General features: G+C 71.7%; 16 protein-coding genes. 6 read left to right on the top strand and 10 right to left on the bottom strand.

Annotated elements, in window-relative coordinates; genetic code table 11:
- Nucleotides 1-20 precede the first annotated feature (20 nt).
- Nucleotides 21-434, top strand: a complete 414-nt coding sequence (locus J2S63_RS20555) for a response regulator (RefSeq protein WP_310306264.1) — start codon at nucleotides 21-23, stop codon at nucleotides 432-434.
- 12 nt (nucleotides 435-446) lie between these two features.
- Here J2S63_RS20555 and J2S63_RS20550 read toward each other — a convergent pair whose 3' ends face one another.
- On the bottom strand, nucleotides 447-971 hold the full coding sequence (locus tag J2S63_RS20550; RefSeq protein ID WP_310306263.1) for a gamma carbonic anhydrase family protein: 525 nt from the start codon (nucleotides 969-971) through the stop codon (nucleotides 447-449).
- A gap of 45 nt (nucleotides 972-1,016) precedes the next feature.
- Nucleotides 1,017-1,334 (bottom strand): hypothetical protein, encoded by a 318-nt coding sequence (locus J2S63_RS20545; protein ID WP_310306261.1) that lies wholly within the window; start codon nucleotides 1,332-1,334, stop codon nucleotides 1,017-1,019.
- A gap of 126 nt (nucleotides 1,335-1,460) precedes the next feature.
- Here J2S63_RS20545 and J2S63_RS20540 point away from each other — a divergent pair, with 126 nt between their 5' ends.
- Nucleotides 1,461-2,234: a GNAT family N-acetyltransferase gene (locus tag J2S63_RS20540; RefSeq protein ID WP_310306260.1), complete on the top strand. Its 774-nt coding sequence runs from the start codon at nucleotides 1,461-1,463 to the stop codon at nucleotides 2,232-2,234.
- 4 nt (nucleotides 2,235-2,238) lie between these two features.
- On the opposite strand, the gene J2S63_RS20535 is transcribed toward J2S63_RS20540, so the two are convergent.
- Nucleotides 2,239-2,892 carry a hypothetical protein gene (locus tag J2S63_RS20535; RefSeq protein ID WP_310306258.1) on the bottom strand — a complete coding sequence of 218 codons (654 nt, stop codon included), beginning with the start codon at nucleotides 2,890-2,892 and terminating at the stop codon, nucleotides 2,239-2,241.
- 38 nt (nucleotides 2,893-2,930) lie between these two features.
- Here J2S63_RS20535 and J2S63_RS20530 point away from each other — a divergent pair, with 38 nt between their 5' ends.
- Nucleotides 2,931-4,079, top strand: a complete 1,149-nt coding sequence (locus tag J2S63_RS20530; protein WP_310306256.1) for a glutamate--cysteine ligase — start codon at nucleotides 2,931-2,933, stop codon at nucleotides 4,077-4,079.
- A 51-nt stretch (nucleotides 4,080-4,130) separates the two neighbouring features.
- Here J2S63_RS20530 and J2S63_RS20525 read toward each other — a convergent pair whose 3' ends face one another.
- The 5 genes from J2S63_RS20525 to J2S63_RS20505 all read right to left on the bottom strand — a co-directional run bounded on the left by J2S63_RS20525 (nucleotide 4,131) and on the right by J2S63_RS20505 (nucleotide 8,847).
- Nucleotides 4,131-4,346, bottom strand: coding sequence for a hypothetical protein (locus J2S63_RS20525; protein WP_310306254.1), 216 nt, complete (start codon nucleotides 4,344-4,346; stop codon nucleotides 4,131-4,133).
- 340 nt (nucleotides 4,347-4,686) lie between these two features.
- The gene (locus J2S63_RS20520; RefSeq protein ID WP_310306252.1) at nucleotides 4,687-4,869 is read right to left on the bottom strand and encodes a DUF5999 family protein; all 183 of its coding nucleotides are present in this window, start codon (nucleotides 4,867-4,869) and stop codon (nucleotides 4,687-4,689) included.
- Between the two features lie 103 nt (nucleotides 4,870-4,972).
- Nucleotides 4,973-6,541: a long-chain-fatty-acid--CoA ligase gene (locus tag J2S63_RS20515; RefSeq protein WP_310306250.1), complete on the bottom strand. Its 1,569-nt coding sequence runs from the start codon at nucleotides 6,539-6,541 to the stop codon at nucleotides 4,973-4,975.
- Between the two features lie 3 nt (nucleotides 6,542-6,544).
- On the bottom strand, nucleotides 6,545-7,651 hold the full coding sequence (locus J2S63_RS20510; RefSeq protein ID WP_310306248.1) for an acyl-CoA dehydrogenase family protein: 1,107 nt from the start codon (nucleotides 7,649-7,651) through the stop codon (nucleotides 6,545-6,547).
- 17 nt (nucleotides 7,652-7,668) lie between these two features.
- Entirely contained in the window at nucleotides 7,669-8,847 is a 1,179-nt protein-coding gene (locus tag J2S63_RS20505; RefSeq protein ID WP_310306246.1) for an acyl-CoA dehydrogenase family protein, read from the bottom strand.
- Between the two features lie 110 nt (nucleotides 8,848-8,957).
- On the opposite strand from J2S63_RS20505, the gene J2S63_RS20500 reads away from it, so the two are divergent.
- From J2S63_RS20500 to J2S63_RS20490, 3 genes are read left to right on the top strand one after another with little or no spacing between them, the layout of a single operon-like run.
- On the top strand, nucleotides 8,958-10,130 hold the full coding sequence (locus tag J2S63_RS20500; protein WP_310306244.1) for a 3-ketosteroid-9-alpha-monooxygenase, oxygenase component: 1,173 nt from the start codon (nucleotides 8,958-8,960) through the stop codon (nucleotides 10,128-10,130).
- Nucleotides 10,130-10,426 (top strand): hypothetical protein, encoded by a 297-nt coding sequence (locus J2S63_RS20495; RefSeq protein WP_310306242.1) that lies wholly within the window; start codon nucleotides 10,130-10,132, stop codon nucleotides 10,424-10,426. Before J2S63_RS20500 ends, J2S63_RS20495 begins: the two co-directional genes overlap by 1 nt.
- Before the next feature lies 1 nt (nucleotide 10,427).
- Nucleotides 10,428-11,519: a 2Fe-2S iron-sulfur cluster-binding protein gene (locus J2S63_RS20490; RefSeq protein WP_310306240.1), complete on the top strand. Its 1,092-nt coding sequence runs from the start codon at nucleotides 10,428-10,430 to the stop codon at nucleotides 11,517-11,519.
- 379 nt (nucleotides 11,520-11,898) lie between these two features.
- Here the strand turns inward: J2S63_RS20490 and J2S63_RS20485 are convergent, their stop codons facing one another.
- Together J2S63_RS20485 and J2S63_RS20480 are read right to left on the bottom strand one after the other, a co-directional pair.
- Nucleotides 11,899-12,009 carry a GIY-YIG nuclease family protein gene (locus J2S63_RS20485; protein ID WP_310306238.1) on the bottom strand — a complete coding sequence of 37 codons (111 nt, stop codon included), beginning with the start codon at nucleotides 12,007-12,009 and terminating at the stop codon, nucleotides 11,899-11,901.
- A gap of 310 nt (nucleotides 12,010-12,319) precedes the next feature.
- Nucleotides 12,320-13,738, bottom strand: a complete 1,419-nt coding sequence (locus J2S63_RS20480; protein WP_310306236.1) for a WS/DGAT/MGAT family O-acyltransferase — start codon at nucleotides 13,736-13,738, stop codon at nucleotides 12,320-12,322.
- Nucleotides 13,739-13,814 lie beyond the last annotated feature (76 nt).

Raw genomic sequence — 13,814 nt, 5'->3', positions numbered from 1 at the left:
GCCCGGGCCCACTCCTCGCCATGACCAGAACGGCTGTCGCGACCGACGACCACGGACACGTCGTCCGCAGGGTGGTCCACGTCGGCCCACCCGACGACGGGGTCGACCTGCTCAGGATCGTGCTCGACGGCCTGGATGAGGTGACGTTCCACGAGTCCGCCGACGGTGAGCACGCCCTGGAGCTGTGCCGGGAGCACCGCACCGACGTCCTGCTCCTGGACATCGCGCCGCTCGTCATGCCCGCCGCGGACGTGGTTCGCGCGGTTCGTGAGGACCCCGCCCTGGTCGACCTGCGCGTCATCCTGCTCGTCGACCGCGCGCGTGCGCACGAGGTCGAGGAGCTGGTGGCTGCGGGCGCGGAGACCTACGTCATCAAGCCGTGCGGGCCGCACGAGCTCGTCGCGGCCCTCCAGGGCCGTCCGTACGACGCCTGAGCGGGGTCGCTCTCAGACGGGCTCGATCCCGTCGCGGTGGCGCTGGCCGAGCTCCTTGTAGGCGGGCGGGTTCATCTGCACCCAGAACTCCGCGGCGGTGCCGGCGATCGGGCCCTTGACCTTGGCCGGTGAGCCGAGGGCGAGGACGCCCGCGGGGATCTCGGTCCCCGGGGTCACCATCGCGCCGGCGGCGACCATGGAGCGCGCGCCGACCTTCGCCCCGTCGAGCACCGTTGCTCCGTTGCCGATCAGAGCCTCCTCGCCGATCACCGCCCCGTGCACCACGCACTGGTGGGCGATCGTCGCCCCGGGCCCGACCTCGCACGGCAGGTCCGGCGGCGCGTGGAGCACGGCCCCGTCCTGCACGTTGGCGCCCGCACGCACGGTGATGCGGCTGTAGTCGCCGCGCAGGACCGCGCCGTACCAGACCGAGGCGTCCTCCTCCACCACGACGTCGCCGACGAGCGTGGCCGTCGGGGCGATGAAGGCGGACGGGTGGACCTGAGGGGACTTGCCCTCGAACGAGAACATCGGCATGGCCCGACGCTAGTGCCGGGCCGTGCCGATGTCAGGGCAGCGCGCTCAGCACCAGGGGTAGTCGAACAGGCTGTTCTCGCCCGCGCGGTGGTCGGCGAGCACGACCGACAGCGGCAGCGGGTCGGGCAGGGACGTCACGTCGGTGCCCTCGCGCGGCGCCACGCCGTACTCGACGGCCGTGGCGATCGGCAGCCCGCCCTTGGCGACGGCGGAGAAGAGCCCGACCGACTTCAGGGTCGCGATGCCGTTGCGCATGCAGGCGGTGTCGGGCTTGGTGGCGGCCTGGGCGGGGGCGGCGAGCGTGGTCGCGCCGAGGGCGGCGAGCCCGGCGACGGCGAGGGCGGTACGGCGGCTGGGGAGCATGGGCTTCTCCTGTGCAGAGGGGCTGTGGTGCCTGTGAGCCTCCGATCCGGACCTGAGACGGGCCTGAACGTTGCGCAAGGTATGTAGAAGGATTGTGCAAAGCCTTCCCGTGCTTGACTTCCACTCGTGGACTGGGACGACGCGGCGGTGGACGCCGCTTTTGCCGAGTGGGTGTGGATCCCCGAGGGCACCCAGGTGCACGAGGTCCCGGGCGGGCACCTGCTGGTGCGGCCGGCGTACCTCCACCACCGCACGTTCACCACGGGCACGCCGCCGCGGGGCCAGGAGGAGCGGGCCGTCGACGCCGCGCTCGCCCTTGTGCGGGAGCATGGCCTGCCGTCGGTGCGGTGGGCCGTGGGCGAGCGTCCGGAGAACGCCGAGTTCGCCGCCGCGCTCGAGCGCCGGGGCGCGACGGTCTTCGAGACCCTCGACCGTCTCGCCTGGGAGCCGCGGGAGCTCCCAGCCCCGAGGCCCGACGTCCTGGTGCTGCCCGTGCGCGACGAGGTGGGCGCGCGCGCCCTCGGCCGCGTCGACGAGGTGGCCTTCGGGGACCCGCCGCTGGAGGAGGGCCGGATCCCCGGGCTCGTCGAGGAGTGCGTCGCCGAGCTCTCCGACCGGGTCGGCGCGCGCTTCGTCGCCTGGACCGACGGCGAGGGCGTCGGCACGGGCGGCCTCAGCATGGCCGGGGAGGTGGCGCGTCTGTGGGGCGGCGCCACGCTCCCGCACGCGCGACGCCGGGGCGTCTACTCCGCCGTGCTGGCCGAGCGCCTGCGCGTGGCGCTCGGCTGGGGCGCCACCCTTGCGCTGGTCAAGGGACGCATCGAGACCTCGGCCCCGATCCTGCGCCGGTTCGGGTTCCGGCCCCACGGGCGCGAGGTCACCTACGACCTGCCCGCGTGAGCCCTCAGGAGGTGGGGATGTCCAGCCCGTCGGTCAGCCGTCGGAACTGCGCGCGGACCCGGTCGACGGCGTCCTCGTCGGGCCGGACGTAGGCGACCGCCTGCGCCACGACCACCGTGCGCGGCAGCTCCACCGCGCGGGTGAACCACACCGCGCGCCGGTCCTTCTGCACGAAGGTCAGCTGGGAGTCGTAGCCGCGGAGACCCACGCCCCTCAGCCGGCTGTTGGACACCACGCCCGCCTCGCTCGCGCCCTGGGCCTGCACGGTGTCGACCACCAGGAACGGAAGGTACTGCGCGCGCACCGTCCGGCGTACTGCGGCCGGCTGCGTCGGCGTGGTCAGGACGCTGACCGAGAGCCGGACGTCGCCGACGGCCGCGGCGTACTCCCGGCTGACCACCTCGGCGCCGCCCTGGGCCGGCCGGGTGGAGCGCGCGGGCCGCGCGGCCTCGGGCAGGGCGAACCCGATGCCGGTCGGGCGGTCGAGGCCACGGACCCACGCGTCGGTGGACGTCCCGTCGGACGACGGGCTGCCCGCGACCGAGGGGGCCTGCCCCACCGGTCTGGCGTCGTCGGCCGAGCAGCCGGCCGCGAGGACCGAGACCGCGACGAGGCCGGCGGTCAGGAGCGCCCGTCGGGCCGGCAGGGGGTCGGACACGCGGGCAACCTAGCAGCCGCTGTGCCACGCTTCGGTCTGTGGACATCCCCTTCGCCGAGTCGCGGCCGACGCTGGGCGTCGAGTGGGAGTTCTGCCTGGTCGACAAGCAGACGCGCGACCTGGTCAACGTCGCCGACGAGATCTTCGACCGGCTCAACGAGGAGGCCGGGCGGGGCAGCGGGGGGCCTGCCCTGCACCGCGAGATGCTGCGCAACACCCTCGAGATCGTGACCGGGGTCTGCGAGACGGTGCCCGAGGCGATGGCCGACCTCGAGACCACCCTGGCCCGCGTCCTTCCGGTCACCGACGAGCTCGGCGTCGACCTGCTCGCCGCCGGCACCCACCCCTTCGCGACCTGGCTCAACCAGGAGCTCAGCGAGGGCGAGAGGTACGCCGAGCTGATCGCCCGCACGCAGTGGTGGGGCCGGCAGATGCTCATCTGGGGCGTGCACGTGCACGTGGGGATGCCGCGCCGCGAGACCGTGATGCCGGTGCTCTCGGCGATGCTGACCTACCACCCGCACCTGCAGGCGCTGTCGGCCAGCTCGCCGATGTGGGCCGGCGACGACACCGGCTACGCCAGCAACCGGGCGATGATGTTCCAGCAGCTGCCGACCGCGGGGCTGCCCTTCCAGTTCTCCACCTGGGCGGAGTTCGAGGACTTCGTCGCCTCGCAGGTCAAGACCGGGGTGATCGACCAGGTCGACGAGATCCGGTGGGACATCCGGCCGAGCCCGCACCACGGCACCCTGGAGACCCGCTTCTGCGACTCGGTCGCCTCGCGGCGCGACCTGGCGGCCATCGTCGCGCTCAACCACTGCCTGGTCGTCGACCTGGAGGAGCGGGCCGCGGCGGGGGAGAAGCTCCCCGAGCTGCCGCCCTGGCACGTGCAGGAGAACAAGTGGCGGGCCGCCCGCTACGGCATGGACGCCTGGATCATCACCGACAGCGAGTCCAACGAGCGGCTCCTGCGCGACGACCTGGCCGACCTGGTCCAGCGGCTCGTCCCCGTGGCAGAGCGGCTCGGCTGCAGCGCCGAGCTGGCCGGAGTCGAGCAGATCGCGCGCCACGGGGCGTCGTACGAACGCCAGCGCGCGCTGGCCGCCGACTCCGGCGGCGACCTCGTCGCGGTGGTCGACATGGTCGTGCGTGAGCTCCGGTCGACCGGCGACGCCGCCGCCTCCTAGTCACAGCACGACGCCCCCCGGCCGGAGCCGGAGGGCGTCGCTGGGGGTGACTCAGACGGCGTCGCGCAGCGAGTCCACGAACTCGTCGCGCCGGCGCGGACGGTCGGTGGGCTCGACGGCGACGTCGGGGGCGAAGTTCGCGCGGGGACCGCGGAACCATCGCATCGGGGAGCGGCGGGCAGAGATCTCCTCGCGCTCCCTCGCCGCGCGCAGGCGCTCGGCGAACGTGGGACTGCTGATGGTGCTCGGGGTGATGGTCGTGGACACGTGGTGCCTCCCTCGGTGCGGTGCCCGGTCCCCATGACCGGGCGGGGTGAGGTGGTGCCTCCTGGTTCCCAGCGTCCCCCGAAGCATGTGGATCACAAGCACTTCCGACCGTGACGCCCCCCACGTGACAGCCGTCACCGGGCCGCGCACCACGCGCGCTGCCTGGCCGACCCTGAGCTCAACCACCCGTTCTCCCTGCGGCTCCATGCCTGCGGAGGCGACCTGCCGGGCTGGGGTGAGCGGTTCACGACCTGCTTCGTGGGCGCGAAGGACGACGCCCGGCTGCCCGACGACCCGGCGCTGGTCCTGGGACGGGCTCGTTCCCGACGAGCCGTGAGGCTCAGGCGGCGGCGAGGGGGACGAGCGCGGGGTGCCCGTCAGGGGTGAGGTACTGCCCGTCGTCGAACAGGATCACGCCGTTGCACAGGCGCAGCCAGCCCTGCTCGGAGTGGTCGGCGGTGATGTGCGCGTGGCAGCAGTCGGGGCTCGTGGCCTCGGGGCACCGGGGGAAGTGAGTACACATCGTCGTGTCCTCCTGTCCTCTGTCTGGTCTGACGGGGTCTGACGGGTTCGTCACGGATGAGACGGGGCTCACACCGCTTCATGACACGGAAAACGAGGAGAAATCATCGAGGGTGATACGTCGTGCCGCGATCGGCCCTCTCCCAGACCGGGTCGGCGGTCTCCAGGCGCTCCTCCGCGAGCCGTCGTTTGAGCACCTTGTTGGTCGGCGTCTGGGGCAGCGACCTGGCGAGCCGCACCCACCTCGGCCACGCCTTCGACCCCAGGTCGGCCTGGCCGGCGAGGAAGACCTCGAGGCCCGCCGGGTCCAGCACCGCATCGTCGCGGAGCACGAGGGCGGCCATCACCTGGTCGCCGACGCCCGACGGGTCGGGGGCGGCGTACACCGCGGCCTGCTGGACCGCGGGGTGGCGCAGGAGCACCCGCTCGATGGGGGCGGCGGCGAGGTTCTCGCCGTCGACGCGCAACCAGTCCGCCGTACGGCCCGCGAAGTAGACGAAGCCGTCGGCGTCGCGGTAGGCGAGGTCGCCGGACCAGTACATCCCGCCGCGCATGCGGTCGGCGTCGGCCTGCGGGTCGTTGTAGTAGCCGGCGAAGAAGCCCGCACCCTGGGTGTTGACCAGCTCGCCGATCGCCTCGTCGCCGTTGAGCAGCCGGCCGTGCCCGTCGAACCGGGCGACCGGCACCTCCTGCTGCGTCACCGGGTCGAGCACGGCGACCCCCGGGAGCGGGCGGCCGAGCGACCCGGCCGGCATCTCGGGCACCCGCTGGACGATCACGGCGTTCTCGGTCGAGGAGTAGGAGTCGACCACCACGCAGCCGAAGCGCCGGCCGAACGCCTCGATGTCACGCTCGGCCGCCTCGTTGCCGAACACCAGCCGCAGCGGGTTGTCCGCGTCGTCCTCGCGCTCGGGGGTGCCGAGGACGTAGGTCAGCGGCTTGCCGACGTAGTTGGCGTAGGTCGCCCCGAACCTCCGCACGTCGTCGAGGAACCCGCTCGCGGTGAACCGGCGGGCGAGCGCGAGGGTGGATCCCCCCGCGAGCCCCGGAGCCCAGCCGGCCATGAGCGCGTTGGAGTGGAACAACGGCATCGAGAGGTAGCAGACGTCGTCAGGGCAGAGCCCGAACCGCTCCGCGAGCAGCCGCCCCGGGTGGGCGACCTTCTCCTGGGTGACGCGCACGGCCTTGGGGTCGCCGCTCGTGCCCGAGGTGAGGATCAGCATCATCAGATCGTCCGCCGCGGTGCCCGGGCCGATGGCGGCCGGGTCCGCCTCGGCCGCCATCGCGTCCCACTCCGGCGAGCCGACCACCAGGACCGGCACATCGAGGTCGAGGCCCTCGAGCGCAGGCGCGTGCCGGGGCTCGGTGACCACGATCTGCACGTCCGTGCGGTCGACGTCAGCAGCGAGAGCGTCCCCACGACGCGTGGTGTTGAGCCCGACGAGCACCGGACCGCCCAGACCGGCTGCGCCGACGAGGGCCGCCATCTCGGGGGTGTTGTCCAGCAGCGCACCGACGTGGGGTGGGCGGGCCGGGTCGAGCCTGGCGGTCAGTCCCGCGGCGAGCCCCGCGCACACCGCGACGTGGTCGCGCCAGGACCACGACCGGTCCTCGAACAGCAGTCCCGGCCGGTCGTCCTCGGCGCGGGCCAGCAGCAGGTCCCGGACCGTCACCCGTCAGACCGGCTCGGCGGCCAGCGCGCGCCCGACGGTGCGCGCCTGGAGCGTGGTGCCGCCGTAGGCGAGCTCGGCGCGCTTGGCCGCGGTGAAGAAGCGGTGCGCCTCGCCGTCGAGGTCGATGCCGACGCCGCCATGGACGTGGACCGTCGTGTGTGCCAGCTTGTGCCCGGCGTCGGCCGCCCACAGCTTGGCCGTCGCGACCTCGACCGTGGCCTCCCGGCCCTGGTCGAGCAGCCAGGCCGCGTGGGTGACCGTGAGCCCGAGGCCCTGGACCTCGATGTAGCCGTCGGCCAGCCGCTGCGAGACGGCCTGGAAGGTGCCGATCGGGCGGCCGAACTGCTCCCGCGTCCGGGCGTACGACGAGGTGAGGGCGAGCGCGCCCTCGCAGACCCCCTGCTGCCAGGCGCAGTCGGCCAGGGTGAGGAGCGCGAGGAGCCGGGTGACGGTGGCGGAGTCACCGAGGAGGCGGTCGTCGCCGACGAGCGCGCCGGAGAGCTCGACCCGGCCGGCCACGTCGCCGTCGCTGAGCCGCTGCGAGGTGACGGTGACGCCGCCGTCGTCGGGCCGGACCAGGAAGACGCGGGTGCCCTCGTCGGTCGCGGCAGGGACGAGGAAGAGCCCGGCCACCGTGCCTGCGGGCACGGTGGTCTTGGTGCCGTCGAGCTGCCAGCCGGCGTCGGTGCGGCGGGCGGTCGTGACCGGCACCTCGGGCACGTCGACGCCGTCCTCGGCGACCGCCGCCGTGAGCACCGAGTCCCCGGCGGCGGCGTCGGGCAGCCAGGTGGCCTGCTGCTCGGCCGTGCCGGCCTCGGCGAGCACGCGGGCCGACGCCAGGTGGGTGGGCAGGGGCAGTGGGGCGATCACGCGGCCCGCCTCGACGAGCAGCGTGGCCAGCTCGAGGACGCCGAGCCCGGCACCGCCGTGCTCCTCGGGGAGCGGGATGCCGAGCAGGCCCAGCGACCCGGCCTCGGCCCACAGCTCGCGGTCGAACCGGTCGCCGCCGGCCTCGACCTGCTGCTGGCGCTCGTTGGTGCAGCGGCCCGAGAAGACCTGGGCGGCGAGGGACCTGGTGTCGTCCTGGCCGTCGGTGGGGGTGAAGTCCATCAGTGCTCCTGGGTCCGTCAGCGCCTGGCCGCGGGCAGGCCGAGACCGACCATGCCGATGATGTCGCGCTGGATCTCGTTGGTGCCGCCGCCGAAGGTCATCACCAGCGACGAGCGGTGGAAGCGCTCGAGGCGGCCGGCGAGGACGGCCGCGGGGGAGTCGGGCTTGACCGCGGCGTTGGGGCCGACGACCTCCATCAGCGCGCGGTAGACCTCGGTGGCCAGCTCGGAGCCGTAGACCTTGGTCGCCGACGCGTCGGCCGGCGAGAGGTCGTCGGCCGAGGAGGCGATGCGCCAGTTGAGCAGGGCGAGCATCTCGGTGCGGGCGTGGCAGCGGCCGAGGAGGACCTGCACCCACTCCGCGTCGATCACCCTCTCGCCCGACGGCTGCTTGGTCTGCTGGGCCCACTCGCGCACCAGCCGGACCGACTGCTGCAGTGGCGCCGCGGAGGTCAGCGCGACGCGCTCGTGGTTGAGCTGGTTGGTCATCAGCGGCCAGCCGCCGTTGAGCTCGCCGACCAGGTTGGTCACCGGGACGCGCACGTCCTCGTAGTACGTCGCGCTGGTGGAGACGCCGGCGACCGTGTGGACCGGGGTGTAGGAGAACCCGGCGGCGTCGGCCGGCACCAGGATGATCGAGAGCCCCTTGTGGCGCGGGAGGTCGGGGTCGGTGCGGCAGGCCAGCCAGATCCAGTCGGCGTACTGGATCAGCGAGGTCCACATCTTCTGGCCGTTGATCACCCACTCGTCGCCCTCCCGGCGCGCCCGCGTGCGCAGCGAGGCGAGGTCGGTGCCGGAGCCCGGCTCGGAGTAGCCGATCGAGAAGTGCAGCTCGCCCTTGAGGATCTTGGGGAGCATCTCCTGCTTCTGCTCGTCGGTGCCGTAGCGCATGATCGTCGGCCCGACCGTGTTGAGCGTCAGGTAGGGGATCGGCACACCGGCCACGGCAGCGGCGTCGGAGAAGATCAGCTGGTCGACCATCGAGCGCGCCTGGCCGCCGTACTCCTCGGGCCAGCCGATGCCGAGCCAGCCGTCCTGCCCGATCTGACGGATGACGGCCTTGTAGGCGTCGGTGTCACCGAACTCGCCGGTGCTGGCCTGGAGGGAGGCGCGGACCTCGGGGGTGACGAGCTCGGCGAAGTACGCCGTCAGCTCGGCGCGGAGGCTCTCCTGTTCCGGGGTGAGAGCGAGGTGCACCGTGGTCTCCTGGAGGGTGAGAGGCGTGGGCCGTGTCACTGTTCAAGCGGCCGGGCAAAACTGTAACGTGTTTCAATATTGACCGGAAGACACGCGTGGAGGGCAGTGAGATGAGCACCAGGCTGGACCCGCGGATCATCGACAAGGGCACGCCGCCCGAGCGGTTCGCGCGCGGCTGGCACTGCCTCGGGCTCGCGGAGCAGTTCCGGGACGGCAAGCCCCACCAGGTGATGGCGTTCGGCACCAAGCTCGTGGTGTTCGCCGCCTCCGACGGCACGCTCAACGTGCTCGACGGCTACTGCCGCCACATGGGCGGCGACCTCACCCAGGGGACCGTGAAGGGCGACGAGATCGCCTGCCCGTTCCACGACTGGCGCTGGGGCGGCGACGGCAAGTGCAAGCAGATCCCGTACGCCAAGCGCATCCCGCTGCGCGCGCGCACCCGCACCTGGCACGCGATGGAGCGCAACCAGCAGCTCTTCGTCTGGCACGACGCCGAGGGCAACGGCCCGATCGAGGACCAGATGATCCCCGAGATCCCCGAGATCGCGACCGGCGAGTGGACGGACTGGACGTGGAACGTCCTCGACGTGCCCAACGCCCACTGCCGCGAGATCGTCGACAACGTCGTGGACATGGCGCACTTCTTCTACATCCACTACGCGTTCCCGAAGTACTTCAAGAACGTGTTCGAGGGTCACGTCGCCACGCAGTACATGCACTCCAGCGGCCGCCCCGACATGGCCGGGGCCGGCTACGGCGACCAGGACCTGCTGCTGAGGTCCGAAGCGTCGTACTTCGGGCCGTCGTACATGATCAACCCGCTCACGACGACCTACAAGGGCTTCGAGATCGAGGTCATCCTGATCAACTGCCACTACCCGGTCGACGACAACAGCTTCGCGCTGCAGTACGGCCTGATGGTGAAGAAGCCCGAGGGCCTCGACGACGAGACGTCGGCCAAGATCGCCAAGAAGTACAGCGACATGTTCGGTGAGGGCTTCATGCAGGACGTCCACATCTGGCTCAACAAGTCGCCGATCCAGAACCCCCTGCTGTGCGAGGAGGACGGGCCCGTCTACCAGCTGCGCCGGTGGTACGAGCAGTTCTACGTCGACGTCGCCGACGTGACCCCCGAGATGACCCAGCGCTTCGAGTTCGAGGTCGACACCACCCACGCCAACGAGAACTGGAGGCGGGAGGTGGAGGACAACCTCCGGCGTCGCCAGGAGGAGGACGCGCAACACGGCGTCCCTGCGCCGACGATGCCCGGTGGCGTCTGATGGTCTCCTTCGCACCCCTGTCGCAGGAGACGTACGCCGACCGGCGGCGCTACCTCGACGAGCACCTCGCCGAGGTGGCCTGCCTGGACTGCCTGGCAGTCGTCGGCGTGCGCAAGCACAGCGAGCACCAGACCTCCATCCAGTGGTCCGGGGACTCGGTCGCGTCCTGCGCGGAGTTCACCCGTGCCCGCGCCGAGGGGCGGCTCGGCCTGCCGGAGGGCTGCAGCCGCATGCGCGCGAGCATCGCCCGCGCGGTGGCCGAGGGCCGGGTCCCGGTCGGCGAAGGGGTCGACTGAGGTGAGCGAGGACGTCCTCAAGCTCGAGGTCGTCGACGTGGTCCGCGAGACCGCCGACGCCTGCTCCTTGGTCTTCCGGGCCGACCGGGAGGTCGCCTACACCTCGGGGCAGTTCCTGACCCTCGCCGTCCCGAGCACCCGAACCGGCACGGTCGCCCGCTGCTACTCGCTGTCGAGCGCGCCGCACGAGACCGACCTGCTCCAGGTCACGGTCAAGCGCACCGTCGACGGCTACGCCTCCAACTGGATCAACGACCACATCGCGCCCGGCGACATCGTCACCGCCCTCGCGCCCAGCGGCATCTTCACCCCGAGCGACCTCGACCACGACTTCCTCCTCTTCGCTGGCGGCAGCGGCATCACCCCGGTGATCTCGATCGCCAAGAGCGCGCTGGCCCACGGCTCCGGCCAGGTCGTCCTCGTCTACGCCAACCGTGACGAGCAGTCGGTGATCTTCGCCGAGCGGCTGCGTGAGCTCGCTGCCGAGCACCCCGACCGCCTCGTGGTCGTCCACTGGCTCGAGTCGGTGCAGGGCCTGCCCACCGCCGAGCACATGCGGGCGGTCGCGGCCCACTTCCCGTCGTACGACGCGTTCGTGTGCGGGCCCGGTCCGTTCATGAAGGGGACCGTGGCCGCGCTCAAGGAGCTGGGCTTCCCGCGCGAGCGGCGCCACCAGGAGAAGTTCGTGTCCCTGGGGGGCAACCCGTTCGGTGAGCACGCCGACGACATCAGCGGCGAGATCGCGGCCGCTGAGGGGATGACGGGGGAGGACGACCTCGCCGTCCCCGCGCAGCCGTCGGTGTTCCGTGACTCGCCCGCCGCCGTCACCGGCGACCTCGACGGCGAGGAGTTCGCGCTCGAGGGGTGGGCGCCCGACCAGCCGCTGCTGGACTTCCTGCTCAGCAAGGGCGTCGGGGCGCCGTACTCCTGCCGCGAGGGCAACTGCTCGGCCTGCGCCTGCATCGTGCTCGAGGGCGAGGTGGAGATGCGGCACAACGAGGTCCTCGACGACGACGACCTCGCCGACGGCATCCGCCTGGCCTGCCAGAGCCTCCCGGTGACCGACACGGTCAAGGTCTCCTACAGCGGCTGACCCGACAGTAATCGAGCTTGTCGAGGCCACGGGGGCAAGGGTGGTCGAGCTTGTCGAGGCCACGGGGGCAAGGGTGGTCGAGCTTGTCGAGGCCACGGGGGCAAGGGTGGTCGAGCTTGTCGAGACCTTGTCGAGACCACGGGGGGCAAGGGTGGTCGAGCTTGTCGAGACCACACCGTGGTGCTCGGCGCACCACTCAGGACTGTGGCCGTCCCGTTCGACCGCGAGCAAGCTCCGGCAGCAGGTCGAACCGCCCGGCCATCAGTGCCTCCCGCTTCTTGCGGGACCAGTTCTGGATCTGCTTCTCCAACGCGAAGGCGTGCGCGACCAACGGCGTCTCGTAGGACCACAACAGCTGGACGGGCAATCGGTGCCGCGTCTAGGCGGAGCCACGACCGGACTGATGTTCGTGTAGCCGGACGTGGATGTTCGTCGTGCTGCCGACGTAGTACGACGAGTCGCTGCACTCGAGGATGTAGACCCATGCCATGCGCTGAGCCTGAGCGCTGGCGTGGGTCTGTGTTGTCGACCTGGCCGCGGCTGTGGACAGGCGGGTGGTCTCGACAAGCTCGACCACCGGGGGTGGACCATCGGGGTGTGGTCTCGACAGGCTCGACCACCGGGAGTGGACCATCGGGGTGTGGTCTCGACAGGCTCGACCAACGGGGGTGGACCACCGGGGTGTGGTCTCGACAAGCTCGACCACCGGGGGTGGACCATCGGGGTGTGGTCTCGACAAGCTCGACCACCGGGGGTGGACCATCGGGGTGTGGTCTCGACAAGCTCGACCAACGGGGGTGTCAGGCGGTCCAGGTGACCCCGAGGGCGTCCTCGAGCTCGGCCAGCGCCTCGCCCATGTAGACCGCGATCTTCTGCAGGCTGGGCAGGGTGTCCCGGCAGCCGGTGAACCCGACGCAGAACATCGAGGCGTTGCTGACCGCGGTGATGTTGAGCGCCTGGCCGTGGAACAGCAGGCTGATCGGGTAGTACTCCTCCATCGTGGAGCCCTCGATGTAGCGGGTCTCCTGGAGCCCCGGCACGTTGGAGATCACGATGTTGGAGGCGGGGCGGCCGATGCCGCCGACGCCGAGCATCGCCTGGCCGAGGAAGGGCCCCATCAGACCGGCGGTGTAGATGTCCATCGCGCCGGCCCCTGCCTTGGGCAGGCGCTCCTTGCCGAGCCTGGTCGACTCGTGGATCGCCTTGACCCGCTCGACCGGGTCCTCGATGTCGGTGCCGATCTTGGCGTAGAGGAAGCTGATCGCGTTGCCGACCTTGGCCCCGTCGCCGGCGCGCACCGAGACGGGCACGTTGGCGGTGAGGGACTGCTTGGGCAGCTCACCGATCTCGATCAGGTAACGCCGCAGCGCGCCGGCGCACAGCGCCAGGAACACGTCGTTGAGGCTGCCGTCCGCGGCCTTGGCGACCTGGCGCACACGGTCCATCGGGTAGGCCTGCGTGGCGAAGCGGCGCGGCTTGCTGATGCGCCCGTTGAGGATCGACTTGGGCGCGCGGTAGGGGACCGCACGCAGGTCGTCGCCCGACCCGATGGCGCTCTCGCGGTAGGTGCGGGCGAGCGCACCGCCGATCGCGGCCGTGGACCTGACCGCGCCGGTGACCGCACCGAGACGCCCACCGCCGGACCGCACCGCGACGTCGGTCTTCTTCTCCTTGGGAGGCAGACCGGACTGGTCGACCCCGTGCGTGCCGACCGCCCACGGCGGCAGCAGCCCGCGGGCGTCGGGGTCGGTGGTGAACATGCGGCGCGCCATCCGGATGCCCCCCACCCCGTCGATCTGCGAGTGGTGCACCTTGATGTAGAGCGACCAGCGGCCGGGGGCGACACCCTCGATCACGTGGCACTCCCACAGGGGGTAGCGGCGATCCATGTTCATCGCGTGCAGCCGCGAGACCAGGATGCCGAGCTCACGCTCGCCGCCCGGGGACGGGACGGCGGAGTGCCGCAGGTGGTAGTCGAGGTCGATCTCCTCGTCGGGCAGGACCTCCCACCGTGGGACCGCGGTGCCGCGCAGCTTGTAGTTGAAGGGTGGCTGGAAGGTCTTGTGGGTGCGCCACATGTTGACCAGGTCCTCGAGGTAGCAGTCGTCGGCGTCCTCGGGCATCGTGAAGTTGGCCAGCACGCCGACCTGCATCGGCGTGCGGAACGTCTCGGCGTGGAGCCATCCCGCGTCGTTGATCTTGAGCACCTGGTTCGCCACGGGGACAGGCTAGAGGTCTGGAGCGTTCGCGTCAGCCCGTCCCGCGGCGCCGGGCGCCGCTAGAGTCGAGGCCCAC

The organism is Nocardioides marmoribigeumensis, from assembly GCF_031458325.1.
GTDB lineage: Bacteria > Actinomycetota > Actinomycetes > Propionibacteriales > Nocardioidaceae > Marmoricola_A > Marmoricola_A marmoribigeumensis.
Note: the sequence above shows the minus strand (reverse complement) of the source record. Positions and strands in the feature narration are given on the sequence as shown.

Bases quoted from the DNA above. Each gene is read 5' to 3' on its own strand.
- J2S63_RS20555 (WP_310306264.1), top strand. From the start codon at position 21: ATGACCAGAACGGCTGTCGCGACCGACGACCACGGACACGTCGTCCGC.
- J2S63_RS20550 (WP_310306263.1), bottom strand. From the start codon at position 971: ATGCCGATGTTCTCGTTCGAGGGCAAGTCCCCTCAGGTCCACCCGTCC.
- J2S63_RS20545 (WP_310306261.1), bottom strand. From the start codon at position 1,334: ATGCTCCCCAGCCGCCGTACCGCCCTCGCCGTCGCCGGGCTCGCCGCC.
- J2S63_RS20520 (WP_310306252.1), bottom strand. From the start codon at position 4,869: ATGTGTACTCACTTCCCCCGGTGCCCCGAGGCCACGAGCCCCGACTGC.
- J2S63_RS20510 (WP_310306248.1), bottom strand. From the start codon at position 7,651: ATGGACTTCACCCCCACCGACGGCCAGGACGACACCAGGTCCCTCGCC.
- J2S63_RS20500 (WP_310306244.1), top strand. From the start codon at position 8,958: ATGAGCACCAGGCTGGACCCGCGGATCATCGACAAGGGCACGCCGCCC.
- J2S63_RS20495 (WP_310306242.1), top strand. From the start codon at position 10,130: ATGGTCTCCTTCGCACCCCTGTCGCAGGAGACGTACGCCGACCGGCGG.
- J2S63_RS20485 (WP_310306238.1), bottom strand. From the start codon at position 12,009: ATGGCATGGGTCTACATCCTCGAGTGCAGCGACTCGTCGTACTACGTC.